This is a genomic window from Pontibacter litorisediminis (genome assembly GCF_029360645.1).
In the GTDB taxonomy this organism is placed as follows: Bacteria; Bacteroidota; Bacteroidia; order Cytophagales; family Hymenobacteraceae; genus Pontibacter; species Pontibacter litorisediminis.
Window position 1 is genome coordinate 617,091 of the sequence record NZ_JARDUA010000002.1, and the last position, 17,616, is coordinate 634,706.

The 17,616-nt window shown below is 52.1% G+C and carries 16 protein-coding genes and 1 pseudogene; 4 read left to right on the top strand and 13 right to left on the bottom strand.

The window, feature by feature from the left end:
* Positions 1-842 precede the first annotated feature (842 nt).
* Both xseA and xseB read left to right on the top strand, forming a co-directional pair.
* A complete protein-coding gene (xseA, locus tag PXG97_RS08810; protein ID WP_276497392.1) occupies positions 843-2,399 on the top strand; it encodes an exodeoxyribonuclease VII large subunit in 1,557 nt (518 codons plus the stop codon).
* Positions 2,392-2,655, top strand: coding sequence for an exodeoxyribonuclease VII small subunit (gene xseB, locus PXG97_RS08815; protein ID WP_276497393.1), 264 nt, complete (start codon positions 2,392-2,394; stop codon positions 2,653-2,655). Before xseA ends, xseB begins: the two co-directional genes overlap by 8 nt.
* A 983-nt stretch (positions 2,656-3,638) precedes the next feature.
* Here xseB and PXG97_RS08820 read toward each other — a convergent pair.
* Positions 3,639-4,694 carry a DUF6687 family protein gene (locus PXG97_RS08820; RefSeq protein ID WP_276497394.1) on the bottom strand — a complete coding sequence of 352 codons (1,056 nt, stop codon included), beginning with the start codon at positions 4,692-4,694 and terminating at the stop codon, positions 3,639-3,641.
* A gap of 147 nt (positions 4,695-4,841) precedes the next feature.
* On the opposite strand from PXG97_RS08820, the gene PXG97_RS08825 reads away from it, so the two are divergent.
* On the top strand, positions 4,842-6,308 hold the full coding sequence (locus tag PXG97_RS08825) for a nicotinate phosphoribosyltransferase (RefSeq protein ID WP_276497395.1): 1,467 nt from the start codon (positions 4,842-4,844) through the stop codon (positions 6,306-6,308).
* A 40-nt stretch (positions 6,309-6,348) separates the two neighbouring features.
* On the opposite strand, the gene PXG97_RS08830 is transcribed toward PXG97_RS08825, so the two are convergent.
* From PXG97_RS08830 to PXG97_RS08885, 12 genes are all read right to left on the bottom strand, one after another.
* The gene (locus PXG97_RS08830; protein ID WP_276497396.1) at positions 6,349-6,639 is read right to left on the bottom strand and encodes an HNH endonuclease; all 291 of its coding nucleotides are present in this window, start codon (positions 6,637-6,639) and stop codon (positions 6,349-6,351) included.
* A gap of 154 nt (positions 6,640-6,793) precedes the next feature.
* Positions 6,794-8,251: a carboxypeptidase-like regulatory domain-containing protein gene (locus tag PXG97_RS08835; protein WP_276497397.1), complete on the bottom strand. Its 1,458-nt coding sequence runs from the start codon at positions 8,249-8,251 to the stop codon at positions 6,794-6,796.
* 263 nt (positions 8,252-8,514) lie between these two features.
* Positions 8,515-9,087 (bottom strand): hypothetical protein, encoded by a 573-nt coding sequence (locus PXG97_RS08840; protein ID WP_276497398.1) that lies wholly within the window; start codon positions 9,085-9,087, stop codon positions 8,515-8,517.
* Positions 9,088-9,163: 76 nt separating this feature from the next.
* Positions 9,164-10,582, bottom strand: a complete 1,419-nt coding sequence (locus tag PXG97_RS08845) for a hypothetical protein (protein WP_276497399.1) — start codon at positions 10,580-10,582, stop codon at positions 9,164-9,166.
* Positions 10,583-10,837: 255 nt separating this feature from the next.
* The gene (locus PXG97_RS08850) at positions 10,838-12,037 is read right to left on the bottom strand and encodes a hypothetical protein (protein ID WP_276497400.1); all 1,200 of its coding nucleotides are present in this window, start codon (positions 12,035-12,037) and stop codon (positions 10,838-10,840) included.
* A 200-nt stretch (positions 12,038-12,237) separates the two neighbouring features.
* A complete protein-coding gene (locus PXG97_RS08855; protein WP_276497401.1) occupies positions 12,238-13,644 on the bottom strand; it encodes a CsgG/HfaB family protein in 1,407 nt (468 codons plus the stop codon).
* 59 nt (positions 13,645-13,703) lie between these two features.
* Positions 13,704-14,132 (bottom strand): curli production assembly/transport component CsgF, encoded by a 429-nt coding sequence (locus tag PXG97_RS08860; protein ID WP_276497402.1) that lies wholly within the window; start codon positions 14,130-14,132, stop codon positions 13,704-13,706.
* Positions 14,133-14,170: 38 nt separating this feature from the next.
* Positions 14,171-14,599, bottom strand: a complete 429-nt coding sequence (locus tag PXG97_RS08865) for a CsgE family curli-type amyloid fiber assembly protein (protein ID WP_276497403.1) — start codon at positions 14,597-14,599, stop codon at positions 14,171-14,173.
* 233 nt (positions 14,600-14,832) lie between these two features.
* Positions 14,833-15,249 carry a response regulator gene (locus PXG97_RS08870; protein WP_276497404.1) on the bottom strand — a complete coding sequence of 139 codons (417 nt, stop codon included), beginning with the start codon at positions 15,247-15,249 and terminating at the stop codon, positions 14,833-14,835.
* A gap of 22 nt (positions 15,250-15,271) precedes the next feature.
* Positions 15,272-16,087 (bottom strand): sensor histidine kinase, encoded by an 816-nt coding sequence (locus PXG97_RS08875; RefSeq protein ID WP_276497405.1) that lies wholly within the window; start codon positions 16,085-16,087, stop codon positions 15,272-15,274.
* Positions 16,084-16,746: a hypothetical protein gene (locus tag PXG97_RS08880; protein ID WP_276497406.1), complete on the bottom strand. Its 663-nt coding sequence runs from the start codon at positions 16,744-16,746 to the stop codon at positions 16,084-16,086. The genes PXG97_RS08875 and PXG97_RS08880 overlap by 4 nt, the downstream gene beginning before the upstream one ends.
* On the bottom strand, positions 16,746-17,072 hold the full coding sequence (locus PXG97_RS08885; RefSeq protein ID WP_276497407.1) for a hypothetical protein: 327 nt from the start codon (positions 17,070-17,072) through the stop codon (positions 16,746-16,748). The genes PXG97_RS08880 and PXG97_RS08885 overlap by 1 nt, the downstream gene beginning before the upstream one ends.
* A 215-nt stretch (positions 17,073-17,287) precedes the next feature.
* Here PXG97_RS08885 and trxA point away from each other — a divergent pair.
* Positions 17,288-17,596, top strand: a pseudogene (gene trxA / locus PXG97_RS08890) (thioredoxin); the annotation flags it as partial.
* Positions 17,597-17,616 lie beyond the last annotated feature (20 nt).

The following is a 17,616-nucleotide window of genomic DNA, read 5'->3' on the forward strand; positions in this document are numbered from 1 at the left end:
TGACTTGGGAGGACTGCAGCACCTTACTTGCTTTAGCCATACTTTATGGTGCTTTGGCGCAAGTATCCGCTTGTGCCTCTATTAGCCACTGCTTCCCCTAGCTTGAAACAAGCTACCCTTACTAGCTACTGTTCATCCACGGCCTTACGAGCCTATAGTTGCATAGTATACTTTCTGCTCTCAAGCCCGAGAGGGCTCGTCCTGGGGGTAGGGGCCCTCGATAAGGGCATCGCGCTGTCTACATTTCATTTGCTGTCGCAATGCCTCGCTCTCGCTCGTCACCGGAAATCTAGAAGGCGCTCTTTTTCGAGGGCCCCTACCCCCACCCAAAGACTGGGTTCTAGTTCGATAGCCAGAGCTTACAGAACTTGAACCGAGCTCCCCTCCTTGGACTACCAAGAACGCGAGTTCGAAGGTAGCGAGCGTAGCTGTGAGGGGTAGGGGTGGTTGGAACCGGCACAGCGAACAATTCCTCTCTCGTGGACTAGCCAAAACACGAGTTTTGAGCGAGCGAAGCTCTCTAGGGATGGGTTAATACTTCAGCTGATGCTACCCCTGATGCCATGAAACTTATACTTCCGCCGAAGCAACTGCAGGTTTCTCTCCTTAGCTCTCCGAGAGCGTGAGCTTGAAATTTTTAGATGCAGCGCTGAGAGGCAGGGATATCAAGCTGATTCCGCAGAAAAACTCTAGGCGTCCAACTATCCTGCAACCCTGATCCTGGTGATTAAAAACTTTTTCTCCGCTACCATACTAATTATTTTAGCCAAAAAATCCTATCTTCGAATTTTAGGAGCCGGTGCTCTGCCGGCTGTGCAGGAGATTGAAACGTTGTTGAGCCCATGTCCCAAATCTTTATTCGTCAGACGGTAGTGTACGAGGAGCAGGCCCCGCTCTCGCTGTATGAGCTGCACCAGCAGATACGCGAGGAGTTGGAGGTGGCTTTCCCGGACAGCTATTGGGTGGCGGCGGAGGTGGCGCAGGTGAACGTGGACCGCCGCAAAGGCCACTGCTACCTGACACTGGTGGACAAAGGCGACGATGCGCGGCAAATGCTGGCGCAGGCCAGGGCCACTATTTGGGGATCGCGCTACCAGATGCTGGGGCGCTATTTTGAGGAGAAAACGGGGCAGCCGCTAAAAGCAGGTTTAAAGGTCCTGATGCAGGCAACCGTCCGCTTTCATGAGCTTTACGGCCTCAGCCTCGATATTACCAACATCGACCCAAACTATACCATCGGCGATCTGGCCCGCCAGCGCCTCGAAACGCTGAAACGCCTGGAGGCAGAAGGGCTGCTGGAGGCAAACAAAGAGCTGGAGCTGCCGCTGGTGCCGAAACGGCTGGCGGTCATTTCCTCCGCCACCGCGGCTGGTTTCCAGGATTTCATGCACCAACTGGAGAACAACAGCTACGGCTATGTTTTCGAGACGAGGCTTTTCCCCGCCACGGTGCAGGGCAACGAGGCACCGGCCTCCGTGGCACAGGCTTTCGCGCAGGTGGCCCAAAACAGCGCTACCTTCGATGCCATTGTGCTGATACGGGGGGGCGGCTCTCAGACAGACCTAAGCTGCTTTGATGACTATAAAATAGCGGCTGCCATCGGCAACTCGCCGCTGCCGGTGCTCACAGGCATTGGCCATGAGCGCGACGAAAGTATAGCCGATTTGGTGGCCCACACGCGCCTGAAAACGCCCACCGCCGTGGCCGGTTTCCTCATTGACAAATTTCGGGAAGCAGAGGAGCATGCCGAAGACCTTTTCGACAGCATCCGGATGTTTGCGGCGCAGCAACTGAAGCTGACGGACGACAAACTGGAACGGCTCAGCCTGCGCTTCCAGAACACGACCAGGCAATTGTTGCAAGGCAGTAAAGACAAGCTCGAAACGCTGTCGCGGGGATTATTACTCAAACCAAAGGCTTACCTGGAGGCGCAGCGGCACCTGGTAAGCGATCTGGAGAAGGATGTGAATGCCGGCACCAAAGACCTGCTGCATGAACGGCAGCGTTACTTGCAGGAGTTATCGGTGTGCGTGGAGGGCAAAAGCCAGCGCTACCTGCACCTGAAGGAGCACGAGCTTAACCACCTAGTGCACTGTGTGGAGACAGAGTCAAAGGATAAACTGAAGAAAGAGCAGCTAAGCTTTACCAAGTACAGCGACAAGCTGGAATATACGGCCAAAAGCAAGCTTCAGGGGGAGAATCACCGCCTGAGACTGTTGGAAATGAGTATAGAAGCCAACAACCCGGAGAAGCTGTTGCTGCGGGGCTACACGCTTACGCTCATCGACGGCAAGATCATTAAAAGTATAAAAGAAGTAAAAGAAGGCGATGTGGTGGAGACCAAAATGCAGGATGGCAGCCTCCACAGTATCGTTGTAAATATTGATACCGATGAATAAGGACCTAAAGGACATGACCTACCGCGAGGCGACCCAGGAGCTGGAGGAGATTTTACGCGCCATTGAGAACGATGCCGTGGATGTGGATGAACTGACGCAGAAAGTACAGCGTTCGTCTCAGCTGATAAAGCTGTGCAAGGAGAAGCTCCGCAAAGCCGAGAAAGCCATCGATCAGGTATTTAACGAGGAGAACTGCGAAGCCCCGGCGCCCACGAAGCCGCAGGAAGGCAAGGCGCCAAGCGGCACGTTGTTTTAAACTATCTTAACTGCTCACTGTTCCGGACAACCTAGTCCGGAACCTTCTCCGCTGCGGAGTTCCTGATCCGCATGAACCAAACTTTATACTTACTAACCTGCCAGGCGTAAATCTTCAGATTTGTGGCTTACTAATGATGTTAAGTCTGTGACTCGACTGGCTTGAAAAGCCATACATTATACTTCTCTGGCGCAAGCGTCCGCTTGTGCCGTCTTATACTTCGGCTATAGTTTTGTGGTCCCCCGCTGGCGCGGGTTTGTAACTCGACTGGCTTGAAAAGCCATACTTATACTTCGGCCATACTTTCATAGCCATTGCCTCTGTCTGTGTCTAGCTGCTGGTCCCGCTGTCTGTACTAAGTTTTCCTTCCCGCTAGCGCGAGCTTGTAGCTCGTGCTTTCCCCATTGCCACTACTTCCTGTAGTTTGACCAAGCTATCCTTACTAGCTACTGCGAATCCATAGTCCTAAAACCAACTTGTTGCATTTCTGGCTTTGGCTCCCTCAAGGCCGGGAGGCCTCGTCTTCGGGCATCGCGCTGGGAGCTTTTCCTGCCCTCGTACCTCGGGCTGCCTCCGGCACCGGAAAAACTCGCATAGGCGCTCAACCCAAAGACTGGGATCTGGTTCGATAGCTCCCGCTGACGAAGTTTGAACTTAGCTTTCTCCCCTGTTCTTAGGGGATGACAGGGCGAGGTGAATTTCCTTCCTCAGAGGGGCTGGGGGTAAGTTTATAAATTGTGGGGTCAGGTCGTAACATGTCGCGCCAGGACAGCTGTGATGAAACTTATACTTCAGCATCAGCAGTTACACTCCCTCCTTCTCAGTCAAAGAGGGGCAAAGATAACTGGACCCGGCACTGCGAAAGGTGAACAACAAAGCTCGTTCCTCACCTAGCGGTGCTAATGAAAAAAGTAAGAGACGAAACGTATTGCGTCTCTTCAACTGGCAAATTCAATTGATTCAGACTTAACCCAGGCCGGCGATTACTTGTTCAGTTCCTTCACCTCTTTCCAGGTCCAGTTATACTTGGGTTGGATGTCCTGGTATGCCTGTTGGTAATAGGCTACCACCTCCTGCTTCAGCTGCGCTGCGGGTATAGACGAAGTATAAATCTCGCGCTCCGTAGGGTTGGCATAAGTCTCCGAGCGGTTCAACTTGTCGCCATCAAGGCGGAGCAGGGGGCCGGTTTCGGTGATAGCATCGTAAGTCCAGCGGCGGCCGGAGGTTTCCAGTTCGTTCAGGCGAGCAGCCAGCGGCGCCATGCTTAGGCGCGGCAGTGTCGGCCGGGAGGTAATGTCTACCCAGGTAGTATACTTGTACTCCAGCTCATACTTGCTGCCCTGGTAGCAGGCCAGCACCATATCAAAGCCCTGCGTGCGGCTAAAAAGGGCGTAGTAGTGGATGGGATGTGGCGTTTCGATGATGATGAGGCCGATCTCCGGGTGGCGCGTGATCTTGGTATCCGGCTTGTACATGTCGCGGTAGCCGAGCAACACACTGGCCACCTCGTCTTCCCACGCTCCTTTTTCCCAGTCCGGGTCCTGCAGCACACGGGCGAACTCGCGCAGAAAATAGCGGAACTTCTGCACGCACTGCGCCGCCTCCTTCTCCTCCATTTCATCTGCCTCAAACGGCTTGTAGAACAGGTCGCGCTCTTTGGCATTTAGCCAGCACACCAGCTTCAGGGCCTCGCCAGCCAGCGGGTGGTTCAGGTCCAGCTCCCGGAAGTCGCCTATCAAGGCCATCTGGCGAAGCAGTTCCTCGTTCTCCAGTGCCAGCTCCGGGTTCAGTAGCGCCCAAACGCCCACAAAACCATCTATGTCGAAGTGGTTGGCCGTTACGTAAGGCAGGTCCAGCTCGGGCAGGTTTTGGCGCATCGCATTTAGCACAATGGCTGCGCTGGTGTCATCCTTTACGGATGCGGGTGTGGGGGCACCTTTCCAGTGCGAGAGCATTACGCCGTTGGCATGGGTACTGTCTACCACAATAGCTTTCTTATCCTTAACCTCCGAGAAAGGTATAAACTGTCGTTGCTGCATGGCCTAAAGTTGCAGATACGTGGGCCAACCTGCAAGTTTTTTTATAGCCTTCTGAGTATAAACGCTTCGCAGCCGCCCCGGCCGATCATCCTTTTATTTTGCGCTATACTTGCTAACTTACCGGCAGAAACAACACGTATAAGCCCCATGGCACTACAGAAAATCTACCGCACCTCCCTTACCCTCCTCACCGACCTCTACCAACTCACCATGGCTTACGGCTACTGGAAGCAAGGCATGGCCGAGCGGGAGGCTGTGTTTCACCTGTACTTCCGGAAGCACCCGTTTGGCGGCGGCTACACGGTGGCGGCCGGTTTGGAGCAGGTGGTAGAGTACCTGCAGGCCTTAAAGTTTACCGAGGATGACCTGGCCTACCTGAGCAACCTGAAAGGCAGCCAGAATGAACCGCTCTTTGAGAAGGAGTTTATACAATACCTGAGTCAGCTGGAGTTCTCCTGCGATGTGGATGCCGTGCCGGAAGGCACGGTCGTGTTTCCCAGCGAGCCGCTGGTGCGGGTAAAAGGGCCGCTGCTGCAGGCACAGCTCATCGAGACACCGCTGCTCACGATCGTGAACTTCCAGACGCTGATTGCCACCAAGGCGGCGCGCATCAAGGAGGCTGCCAAAGGCGATACCGTGATCGAGTTCGGGATGCGTCGGGCCCAGGGCATTGATGGCGCTTTATCGGCAGCACGCGCCGCGTACATTGGCGGCGCCGATGCCACCTCTAACCTGCTGGCGGGGCAGCTTTATAACATTCCGGTAAAAGGCACGCACGCCCACAGCTGGGTGCAGGCCTTTGATTCGGAAGAAGCTGCTTTTGAGGCTTATGGCGATGCTTTCCCGCACGACTCTGTTTTTCTGGTGGACACTTACGACACCCTGGAGGGTGTGCAGAAAGCCATCGCGGTGGCTAAAAAACTGCAACCCAAAGGCTTCGTTCTCGGGGGCATCCGCCTCGACTCCGGCGACCTGACCTACCTAAGCAAGGAGGCCCGCAAGCTACTGGACGAAGCTGGGTTTAAGGAGACAAACATCGTGGCCAGTAACGACCTGGACGAAAACCTGATCACGCACCTGAAGCAGGAGGGCGCCAAGATCAACGTATGGGGTATCGGCACCAAAATGGTCACGGCCTACGACCAGCCTGCCCTGGGCGGCGTGTACAAGCTGGCCGCGCTCAAAAACGGGGCGTGGGAATACAAGATCAAGCTATCGGAGCAGCTTGCGAAGACCTCCAACCCCGGCGTGCTGCAAGTGCGCCGTTACTTTAACCAGGAGCGCTATCTGGCTGACATGATCTACAACGAACTGGAGCAATTGCCGCCGCAGCCGCAGATCGTAGACCCGCTGGACCCTACCCGCCGCCGCAACGTGGAGCAGGATGCCCAGCACAAAGACCTGCTGGTGCCCGTGTTTAAGCAGGGCAAGCTGGTTTATACTTTGCCCGACCTGCTAAGTATAAAAAAACATACTTCCGAGGAAATAGCGCAGCTGCACGAAAGTATACGCCGCTACCTGAACCCGCACAGCTACCCTGCCGGACTCGAAAGCGGGTTGCATCACTTTAAAATGGATCTGATCCTGAAGCTTCGGGAGATAGAGTTGAAATAAGTATAACGGGAGGCACCGACAACGGTGCCTCTTTTTTATCCTACCTGCGCTTGCCGCGCCGGTTCGAAATCTTCTCGATGCGTTTTCCGCGCACCCACTTCAAGTATTTCTGCAGCGGCTCGGCCTGCTGCAGCGCAGGAATGGAGTTGTACACCTGGGCCAGTTCGCGGTTGCTGAAGGTAAGGTGCAGGGTGCTGTGGCAGGGTTGGCAAAGGTCGGCGGTGGCTCCGTAGCGGCCTCCCTCCTCGCGGGGCACCAGGTGGTGCCGCGACAGGTGCTGCACCTCTCTGCCACACAATTCACAAACCTGCTCCTCCTGATTTTTTGCCATAGCCTGTGTTTTATACTATAAACAACGGCAAGAGAAGTATGGTTTACCAACCCTAGACACCCTGTAAAGTTTCCGCTCCTGCTCCAGAAGCATAAACAGAAAAAGCCACAGCTTCTGCTATGGCTCTTTGCTTTTGAGTGGTTTAAGATGATGCTTATTTCCAATCCGGCATGGTGGCATTGGAGAAAATCTTGGTGCGGTTGCTGCCATTGGCGTCCATCACATAGATATCATAGGGGCCGAAGCCATCGTTTGGCGTGTTCACGAAAATGATCTTATCTCCGGTGGGCGAGTAACGCGGGAACAGGTCGTTGGTGCCAGCGGGCTTTCCTGCAGAGAGGTCCACCACGCGGTTCATTTCCAGATCTTTTCTGTAGATGCGGGAGTTCAACTGGCGGCCCTCTGTATTCTCAAAGCCGGCGGCGTCGCGGGTATACAGTATACTTCTGCCGTCTATCGAGAAAGCCGGACTTTCCACACGTCCTGGCAGGTTCTCCACCAGCAGGGTCATGTTAGCCCCGTTAGAGTCCATGATGTAGAGCTCGGAGTCGTTGATATTCTGCCCGATCGTCTGTGCGATGATCTTATTGCCCCGGTCTGTCCAGTCGAGCATGCGGAAGTGGCGGCCCTCCGGCGCAGTGGCCAGCACGGTAAGCCCAGAGCCGTCGCGCTCGATACGGTACAGCTTATCGTAGTGCGGGTAGATCAGCTGCCCTCCATCCGGAGACCACACAAACCCTATTCCTTGGTTATGGTACCCTGCAATGGGCACGGTGGTAACCTGCAGCTTATCTGTGCCGTCCAACCGCATGGTAAAGATCTGCGGCTCTATGTTCTCGTTTGAGGAGTAGGCGATGACATCCCGCTTGGGGTTTAGGAGCGGCCACCAGTCGCGGCTTAGGCCGGAGGTTAGCCTGAAGGTGTTGGCTTCTGTGCCATCAGACCGGTAAATGTTGTAGTCGCCGTCCACGGCACGGGCAAACAGGTAGCGGGCATTCGTCAGGGCCATAGTCGTAAAGCTCCACACATCGCTGTTCGTGGCTCTACCGCTTACGTCCTTCACCACCACCTGCCAAAAATAGGTCGTGTTATACTTCAGGTTCCGAGCCACCACGCTCGTGTCTGCCACCCCCTCGGCAATGCGCCTTCTCTCCGTATTCCCCGACTCGTACAGGTACACATCATAGGAAAGGGTATCGCCGCTATTGGCCTTGGGTGCTTTCCAGCGTAGCGTAACATCGGTAGGCTGAGAGGTTGTGCCCGATGCTGGAACAGGATTGCTCGCCTTGCCTGGTGCCAATCCGCCCCCAATAGCCTCCTCCAGCACAATGGTGACATGGCTGCTCTTAAAACTCTTCACCGCAACCGTTACGCCTTTCACTTTGTAGCCCGTTTTTTGCGCCACGATGTTATACTCTCCGGCATCCACGTCTGCAATGGAGAAGTTGCCTTCCTGGTCGGTGATAACGGCCGCAGTAGCAGGCTTGGTGCTGATGCTCACGCCGGCAATCGGTGCGTCCGTTTCGGCATGGATCACGACTCCTCTGATAGAGCCTCCTCCTTCGGGCTCTACGGTCTCCTCGTTGCAGGAGGTCAGGACGGTAAGAAACACAAAAAAGCAAAAAAGCTTAAGGATGAAAGCAGCTTTGGGCATGTGAGAGATAAGTTGAGGTGATTTAATGCAGCCTACTGATTGATCTAATGGCACATAGTTATACTCATATAACAATATAATTGTTATGCTTTTAATTAAAATTATTATATTTTAAAGCAAGAAAGCTCAAAAGAGTATAAGCTATCACCTCCGAAACAGGCAATTATGGGAAAGCTGAGCATGGCAAATGAGCAGAAGCTTGTGTGCCTCTGCTCTTCTTGCTACTGCTTTTGAACAGTTACGGGAACAAAGCCCCGGCTTTGCTCAATCGTGATGTTCATGTTATTGCCCTCCTGCACCACCTGGTATGATTTGGAGGCAGGGGTTATTTCAATCTGATTGATGGTGTTGTTGTTTCCCAGTTGTATCAGGCTGTAATCAAGGTTGTTGCCACGCACCTGCTGGTTCACCGCATTACCATTGCCTTGCTGCACTACCTCAGATTGCAGGTTATTGCCCAACAGGCTGCCTTCATAAGCGTTGCCGTTGCCGTACTGGCTTATGGTGGCACCTATACCCGAACCGTGCTGCTGCAGTGAGGTATGGTTGTAACTTCCCACCTGCAGCACGTTTGCCTGGTTCGCCACAGTACTTGTCTGCACCTGCTGCACCAGCGAGACATTGGCCTCCCCTTCCTGCTCCGTAATGGCTACTTCTCCGCCTGACGGCCTGTTTTGTATCCTTTTTGAACGGAGGTTTTCAAGCAGCGCCTCCTCGCTTCTGCTGTTTTGCGCAGTTGCCTGGTTCAGCACCAGCATGGTGATGGCTACCACAGCTAATGTCGCTTTTTTCATAATGCCTGTCGGGGAATAACGTTATAAAATCTCCGCAATGGGCTGCACACCCACTGCGGAGAAGTTCTTGTACATTTTATTGCTGGTTGATCACACTGCTGTTGCCTGTGCCACTTTGTGAAATAGATGCATTATTCAGTTCACCGCTCTGTGTTAGCGATGCTGAGTTTAGCACACCTGTCTGGTAAATATCAGCCATACTGTCTGCTGCATACTGAGATATCGCAGCATTATTGGAAGACCCCATCTCTTGTATGATAGTTGAGGTCGAAAAGTAACCGTCTTGATCTATCGTTGCTATATTGTTGTCACCACCATTCTGGGTGACTACTGCGCCATCACCAAACCCGCCCGTTTGGTCAACAACAGCTGTGTTAGCTAATCCCCCTATCTGCTCTACATGGGTATAGTTCCCCAGGCCAGACTGCACTACCATAACACTGTTGTCCTGGCCTCCATCTTGCAGGATCTCGCTCATCATACCTTCACCTCCCTGATCGAGATTTGTATAATTTCCTACACCTCCTATCTGAGTAACGTCTGCATTATTATAATCACCTCTTTGGCTTATATATGCCTCATTATTCTCACCTCCTAACTGAGTGATAAATGCATTGTTGTAATCGTGTAGCTGGTTTATCTCCGCTTCATTGTTTAATCCACCTTCCTGCACTATCAAGGCTTCGTTTTCAATGCTGATTTGCTGTGTAATATCCGCATCATTGCTTTCTCCCCCATTCTGCAGAATACGGGCGTAGTTGGCTTCCCCCTCCTGTACTACATCGGCATCATTGTTTTCACCATCATATTGCCCCACAGATGCTCCATTTAGATTACCGTTCTGGCTTACCTCTGCATCATTGTCTTCGCCTCCGTACTGGCCAATGAAGGTGTAATTCTCAACTCCGTTCTGAACAATATCTGCTTCATTACTTACGCCCGGAGACTGATCCAGGAATACGCTGTTTAAATCTCCGTTCTGAGTAACATTGGCATCATTGTTTTGGCCGCCAGCCTGCTGCACAAAGGCTCCGTTCTCATTTCCGCTTTGACTTACCTCCGCTGTGTTGCCTTCCCCATCAGGCTGGTTGATATACACACTGTTAAAGTTCCCATCCTGGCTTACCACAGCTCCCTTGGCGACACCACCATACTGTTCCACCCAGGTTGTGTTGCCAACGCCTTGCTGGTTTACCTCTGCCTCATTGCCTTGCCCCAATGTCTGCCAAACGCCTGTGGTGTTAGCCATACCTGTTTGAGTGACCGTAGCCCTGTTGTCCACACCTCCTGTCTGGAATATTCCTACTAAATTGTTATCCCCTTCCTGCACAGTAGATTGTACATTTGCAGTCCCCATAACTTGAGTGGCTACTACTCTGTTGTTAGTGCCGGCTTGCTGTGTTGTAGAGAGGTTGCCCTCGCCCTGAGCAAAGGCCGCTCCGGATGCGAGCAACACAGCTGATAGTGCCGCCGCACAGATAAAGTTGGTTTTCATAGTGTTGTTACTATTAGAAGGTTTAAAATGATTTACAGGTTTATTATACTTTAACAACTTTCATTAGTTGCATATACATTATTTAAAATTTATATTTTTTTAATTATACATTTTCACTATATCACAACACATCACAAATAAGATTTTTGTACTTTGTATCGGATTTATACTTTATGCCGTTCTTTGGGAACGGCATAAACAAACATGGCACCCAACTGCGTTGGGTGCCATGTTTAGGATCAAAACAACTCTATATTAGTGCTGCGTAATGGTGCTCACGTTGCCGGAACCACTCTGGGTAGCAGAGGCCCCATTACCCCATCCCATCTGGCTGATGGTGGCGGTGTTGCTGTCGCCTGCCTGCATCACACTGGTACCGTTCAGCATACCTGCCTGCGAAACCGAAGCTGTGTTTAACAAGCCAGTCTGAGATACTGCCGCGCCATTGAACCAGCCACTCTGCGTAACACTAGCAGTATTGTAAGAAGCCATATCTTGCTCAACAAGCGCAACGTTACCAACGCCATACTGTGCAACAGCTGCTGTGTTGTGGTCGCCGCCAAACTGATAAATCGCAGCTCCGTTAGCTAAACCGTCTTGTCTGATTTCAGCATCGTTTCTGAAACCTTCAGTCTGCTCGATATAGGCGGAGTTGAGAGCTCCATCCTGATAAATGTCACCGTCGTTGCTTTCGCCGCCAAGCTGTACAACAAGAGCGATGTTCATATCACCGTCCTGATCAATGTCAGAATCGTTGTTCTCACCACCTTGCTGATAGATCTCGGCTAAGTTACCGTCACCATCCTGCTCAATGTCGGCGTCATTGTCTTCACCATCTGTCTGGTTGATATACGCAGAGTTGAAGTCACCATCCTGATCGATGTCAGCATCATTGCTTTCGCCAGATACTTGGTCAATGGCAGCTACATTGTAATCACCATCCTGATCGATGTCAGCATCGTTATTCTCGCCTTCTTCTTGGGTCACATAAGCCTCATTGTAGGCACCCTCTTGGTCAACGTCGGCGTCGTTGTCCTCGCCAAATAACTGCAGCACTTCTGCGTAATTACCTTCGCCGTTTTGGTCTACGTCAGCATCATTGCCCTCGCCTTCCGACTGTTCAATATAAGCGTTGTTTAGCAAACCTTCCTGATCAACATCGGCATCATTACTTATGCCGCCATTCTGCCAAATGGTAGCAGCGTTCTCGGTACCAGCTTGTGAAACAGAAGCTTCATTGTCCATGCCATAATCTTGGACAACAGTAGCCATGTTTGAGACGCCAGCCTGCCCAACTTCTGCCGCATTGTTTACACCGCCTGTTTGTGAAATGGTACCAACGTTAGTAGTACCAGTTTGCGTTGACGTAGCCAAGTTGCCTACACCTTGTGCGAAGGCAGAACCTGCTGTGAACATTAATGCTGCCGTTGCAGCATACATTACTTTCTTTTTCATGCTAATGATTTTTGAGGTTTTTAAGATGATTTACATTAGCACTATACCCATCGTTAATATTAATGTTTCAAAATTTATTAATATTTTTTATTTAATTATACACATAATAAATATTAGTTAAGATCATAAAGTCGCTGAATCTATAGAACAACACAGTCCGCTTACATGCGGCCTGTGTTACAGAATAAGGAATTTAGCAACTACTTGTACAAACCCAGGTAAAAGTTGATGCCAACTTTACCCGTCCAGAAGTAGTCGTTAAAACGGCCCTGTTCCACCTCATCCAGGTCATCGTCTAACAAGTAAGAACTGGCGAGGCTGACGTCCAGCCCGATGTTCCGGGTGAGGAGGTACTCCAGGCCAGCCCCTGCCTTCACGTAAGGATTCAGGCCGCTGTCGCCAAAGCTATCGAAGATGTCCACAAGGCCGCTGCCCTGTACAAGCCCCCCCGCACCAAGCTGCACATAGGGGCTGTAGCGCAACTTCGGAAACAGGAGGTAGTTCAGGTTTAGCTCGGCATAGTTTATACTTGTATCAAAGCCGTTCTCTGTAGCTAGTTTGCCTTTGCCGAGGCGCAAGTCCAGGCCAATGTTCTGCCGCGAACTAATCTTTAGCCCCACCTCTCCCATAAACTTAAACTCGGGGTCGGGGAAATCGCCTTTGTAATACATAGCACCCGCAGCGCCTGCCACACCAACAAGGCTGCGGCGCTCGGCCATCAGATTGCCATGGATGTCGCTGTTTAGGATGTCCTGCTTCTCTTGCAGGTAAGCCTGCACCACCTCCGACTCCAGGTCGGCCTTGTTCTTCGGGCGCCAGTACCCGGCCAGCATCCCCTCGATCACCATACCCTGCACAGCCTTGTCTATGGCCTCTTTCACCGCAATCTCGGAAGGCTCGTTATAGGTAAAGCCCGTTTCGGCTTCCAGCAGTCGTTTGAAGTGCACGTACCGGAAAACCCCAAAGTCAACAGCCTGTGACAGTATGGTTTTAGAAGTATACACTGTCTTCAGAATCTCTCCGGTGCTTGTGGAGATGGCCCGCAGGTATACGGTCACTTTGTCTTCGCGGTACTGCCCTGAGCCGCCTGCACCAAAGTAGCGCAAGCCTGCGCCTCCTGTCACCACATTGGCATCATATGAGATGATCCCCCCCTCCAGAATGATACCTGCAAACAGAAGACCGGGCAGGTTAGGCTCCTTCTTGCCAGTCATGGCCTCGGACTCAGCTCTGGTGGAGCGAATGATTTTGCGCTCGTTCAGCAGGTTGCCAAGGTTCTCGCGCTCTATGGTGGTAAACCAGCCGGACTCCTCCAGCGAGTTGATCAGGATAGTGGTTGCCCCTTGCGTCACCGCGGTAGACCAGCTGGTGCCGATCTCAGAGGGTTTGTACTGCCCCGTCTGGTCCCTGAATTTATACACGGCAGCCACCACTTTCTGCTGCGGCTCGGGCAGGCTTACCAGATCCTTATAGGCCGGAGATGGCACTCCCAACGTAGCTTTGGAGCTTTTTAGGGGTTGCTGGAAGTATGGCGAACAGCTCTGCACGAGGCAAAGGCCAAGCAGCAGAACAGAAATGCAAGTATAGGTGTAAAGCTTTTGAACCATAGCAAAGGGTGCAGAATGGAGGTAGTAGGCTAGAAACGAGAAAATTGGTCTGAAAGAGCTTAATAGTACGGGATCGTAACAGAGGTGCGGTTACCGGAAGTCATGTCTACAATATCAATGCTGATCCCGCCCGGCCCCTCTGTCACCTCTATCTGGTAATCGCCCAAGGTATAGCTGCCTGGGGTGACGCCGTCCTCACCGAACTGGTTGGAGATAAGCTTGCGCGACAGTTCGTTTAGGATCTGGCGGTTCAGGCTGTTCTTAAAATCCTCCATGGGGTCGCGGTTGTAGATGGAGCCGCTCTCGGCGTCGGGGTCCTTTAGCTTATCCTGCGCCTGGGCTGAGCTTTGCAGCCAGGAGTAGTTATAAGGGTTACCGCCAAAAGCAGGGTTCTTGGGCGTGTACACCATATCCTGCGCTTGCACATTCCCAAGACCAACCCAAAAGAGCAAAAGAAACGCTACCAGAGAGCAAATAACATTTTTCATAGATCGATACATATAAGCATTTTAGCATTATTCCTTACCTAGAACACCTCCCGCGCCTGCTTCCCCTCTGCCTCCAGCTGTTGCTGCAGTTGGTTCCGTACCAGGTATTCATACAGGCCCGTCGCTACATAGGTGGCTGTTTCTTCAATCACATCGTACCGGGGCTGTAGCTGCTGCTCAAACAACAGCTCGTCGTTCAAGGCTACCTGAATCAGGGCGCCATTGCCACGGGTAGGGCGCTCTTTTATAAGTATGGTAAAGTTTTTGGCTGCAGGAGGCGCCTCCCACTGCCTGTGGAAGACCTCGTAGAAGTCACGCCCTATCTTGGTGATTGTCTCATCCACAATGAGGCCGTCTACTTCCAAATCAGCGGAGCTACGGATGTTCTCCTCGAACTGATTGGCCCGTATAGGGGCCTGCTGCTGGGTGGTGTCCTTTGCCTCGGCTTGCTGTGCCTTTACTGCCACTGGTACAAGCATTGTGCAGCAGAGTAGAAAAGCCGCTGCAACCTGCTGCCAGAAACTAGAACCCACAGAAGAAAAAGAAAAATATTCCAAGCTTATATTAATTCAGTTCAATATAGGCTTTATACTCTTCGTCAACTAAAAAGTTTATATAATTATTAGAAAAATAACAATGCATAACAACAAAAAGGCCCGGCGTTTAGAGCCGGGCCTAGGAGACGTTGTTGCACCTATTGCTAAAGGGAATCGATCCCAATGCCTGAGGAGAAATAACCTCTGCCGGCATGGATGGCCTGCAGGGCCTGCCGCAGCTCGTCCGGTTCCGAGTTTTTGAGCAGGTACCCTTTAACCCCTTCGTCCAGCAGGCTCTCCACCAAGGCCTCATCGCCGTAGGTAGACATCACCAGAATGCGCACATCGGGGTATTTGGACAACAGATAACGGGAGGTCGCCACCCCATCCATTTCCGGCATCTCCAGGTCCAGCATCACCACATCGGGTAAATTGCCCTCAATTTTCTCGAGTAGCTCAGCACCATTACAGGCATCTGCCAGCAGTGTAATTTCGTCAAAGGCTTTCAGCAGTTCCAGAACCCCCTTCCGGAACAGGTTGTGATCATCGGCAATAGCCAATGTTAGCGGCTGATACTCCATAGGCAGTAACGGGTTTATATTATTAGGTTGTATGTGATAGTTCGGGTGATGTAGTGGGTACGCTAATGCTGGCAGTGGTCCCCGCCCCCGGAGCAGACGTGATGGTGATGCTGCCGTTAAGCAGCGCTGCACGGCTCTGCAGGCTCATAATGCCAAGCCCTCCGCTCATTGCCTTCTCCTGCTGCATGGCTGCCATATCGAACCCGACACCGTTATCCATGTAAACCAAGCTTGTCTCTGAGGGTGTAAACTGCAGGTTTATACTTACTTGGGTAGCCTTAGCGTGCTTGATGGTGTTGTTCAGCAACTCCTGCACCATACGGTACAGCAAAAGCTCATGTTGTGGTTTCAGGCGTTTTGTTTTGTCGTTGCAGCTGATCACCAGTTCCATCTTCCCGCTGGCAGCCAAGGCTTTCCGCAGCGCCTCTAGAGCCTGGGCCAGGCCAAGTTTCTCCAGTACCACCGGCATCAAGTCGTGCGAGATGCGGCGTACGCTGCCCAGCACCTCATCCAGCTGTTGCTTCATGTGCTGGGCATTCTCCTGCATTTTATCATCCTTGCACTCCGCCTGGCTCACCATTTGGTGCAGGTTCAGGCGAACAAGGGACAGCATGGCCCCCACCTCGTCATGCAGGTCACGGGCAACCCGGCGACGCTCCTCTTCCTGTGCGTGCAGCGTGGCCTCCAGCACTTGCTGTTGCTTGACCGACTGTAGCTGCCGAAGCTGCTCCTGGTGCTGCAACATGCGCCGCTGGTAAAGCACCACGAACACAATAATGCCCACGGCCAGCACCAGCATGACAGGTGTGATCAGAATAAGGGGATCCAGGGTTCTCATTTCACAGGTGACCGCCTAATGGCCATCATCAGTATAACTCTAAAAAAGATGTTGAGCACTACAATAATCGTCAAACAGATACGGGCAGCGTCGTAAGACTCCTGCAAAGCTGTATTGAACATGCTGAACGCCATTGCTGTGCCGGCCTGGTATATGATAATGCCGCTGCTCAACACAAACATCGGGTCACGGTCCAGGTAGGTAAAACGTAGCGCGTGGGCGGCCTGGTAAAGGTATAGTACGGCCATGGTAACCAACAAGGCTCCGGCCACCATACGCGGGAGGGCATTCATCCGGGACATGTCCTGGCCCAGCGCCACGGTCAAAACGCTAAACACCCCAACCCCCACTATACTCAGCAAGACCCCGACCTTAACATACCTGTTATTTAAACTGCCATAGTACACCATGGCCAGCAACACGTACTCTAAGGGAGTATAAATATGCTGGATCCAATGGTTGTTCTGGGTACCCAGGTACACGGTTAGCTGCCCGGTTATTTCGATCAGGGCTAAAAATATAGTGTACAGCAGAAGCAGCCTAAACAACAGGCTGCTCCGCTTTCCTATAAGCCAAATTGCGGCAATAAGCGGTATGCTAAAACTAATGGATGATATCTCTATCACCCAGGGGTAAATCTCCCGGATATAAAATTCCATTAGTTGTTTAGCTCACCCACCACACAGTCTGGAGGACATACTTTTGCCCCGTCTGCAACCGTGCCCGACACCATGTCTTCCCCGTCAGCGTTGGCGCCTACCAGCACAACTTGGCGCTGGCCTCGCTCATCGCGGGCATGGTACATCCGGATGCCCATACAGCCTGGCTGGTCCAGGATCTCCTGCAGGATTTCGCGGCCAAAGAAATGGCCTTTCACCACAAACCCCCTAGGGTCTGGAGTGGCTCTCTCGCGATAGTTTTTGGTCCACTTGGCGGCGGTAGCCAGATCTATGGCTACGCCTTCCGATCCATCAAAAGTTGGCATATAAAGGAGGCTAAAGGTTGAACTTCTAAATATAGTCATTTCCTAATTTAATAGTATCATTGCCAGCTTTATAAGTTTAAGAAAATGAAGAGGTGTCATCATGCCTTCTTTGTTTTGCCGCCCGCTGCTGCGGGTTCTGCTTAGGTCAGCAACTGCCCCGGCAAACGGTTCTGCGCAAAGGCCGTACTTATTAGCAGCACTATACTTTTGTTACTGCCATGGCAAAGAAATCTTTTCAGGAGTTGATTAACAGCCCGGGTATGCCGGTGCTCGTGGACTTTTACGCCGATTGGTGCGGGCCCTGCAAGGCCATGTCGCCAGTGGTACAGCAAGTGGCCAGCCAGTTTAACGGCAAGCTGAAGGTGGTAAAAGTGAACATCGACAACAACCAGGCGGCTGCCTCGCAGTTTAGAGTACAGGGCGTGCCTACCTTTATACTTTTCCATAAGGGCCAACAGGTATGGCGCCAGTCCGGGGCGATGCCGGCGCAACAGCTCACACAGGTAATTCAGCAGTATGTGTAGCCTTCAATTTCGAATGAGTG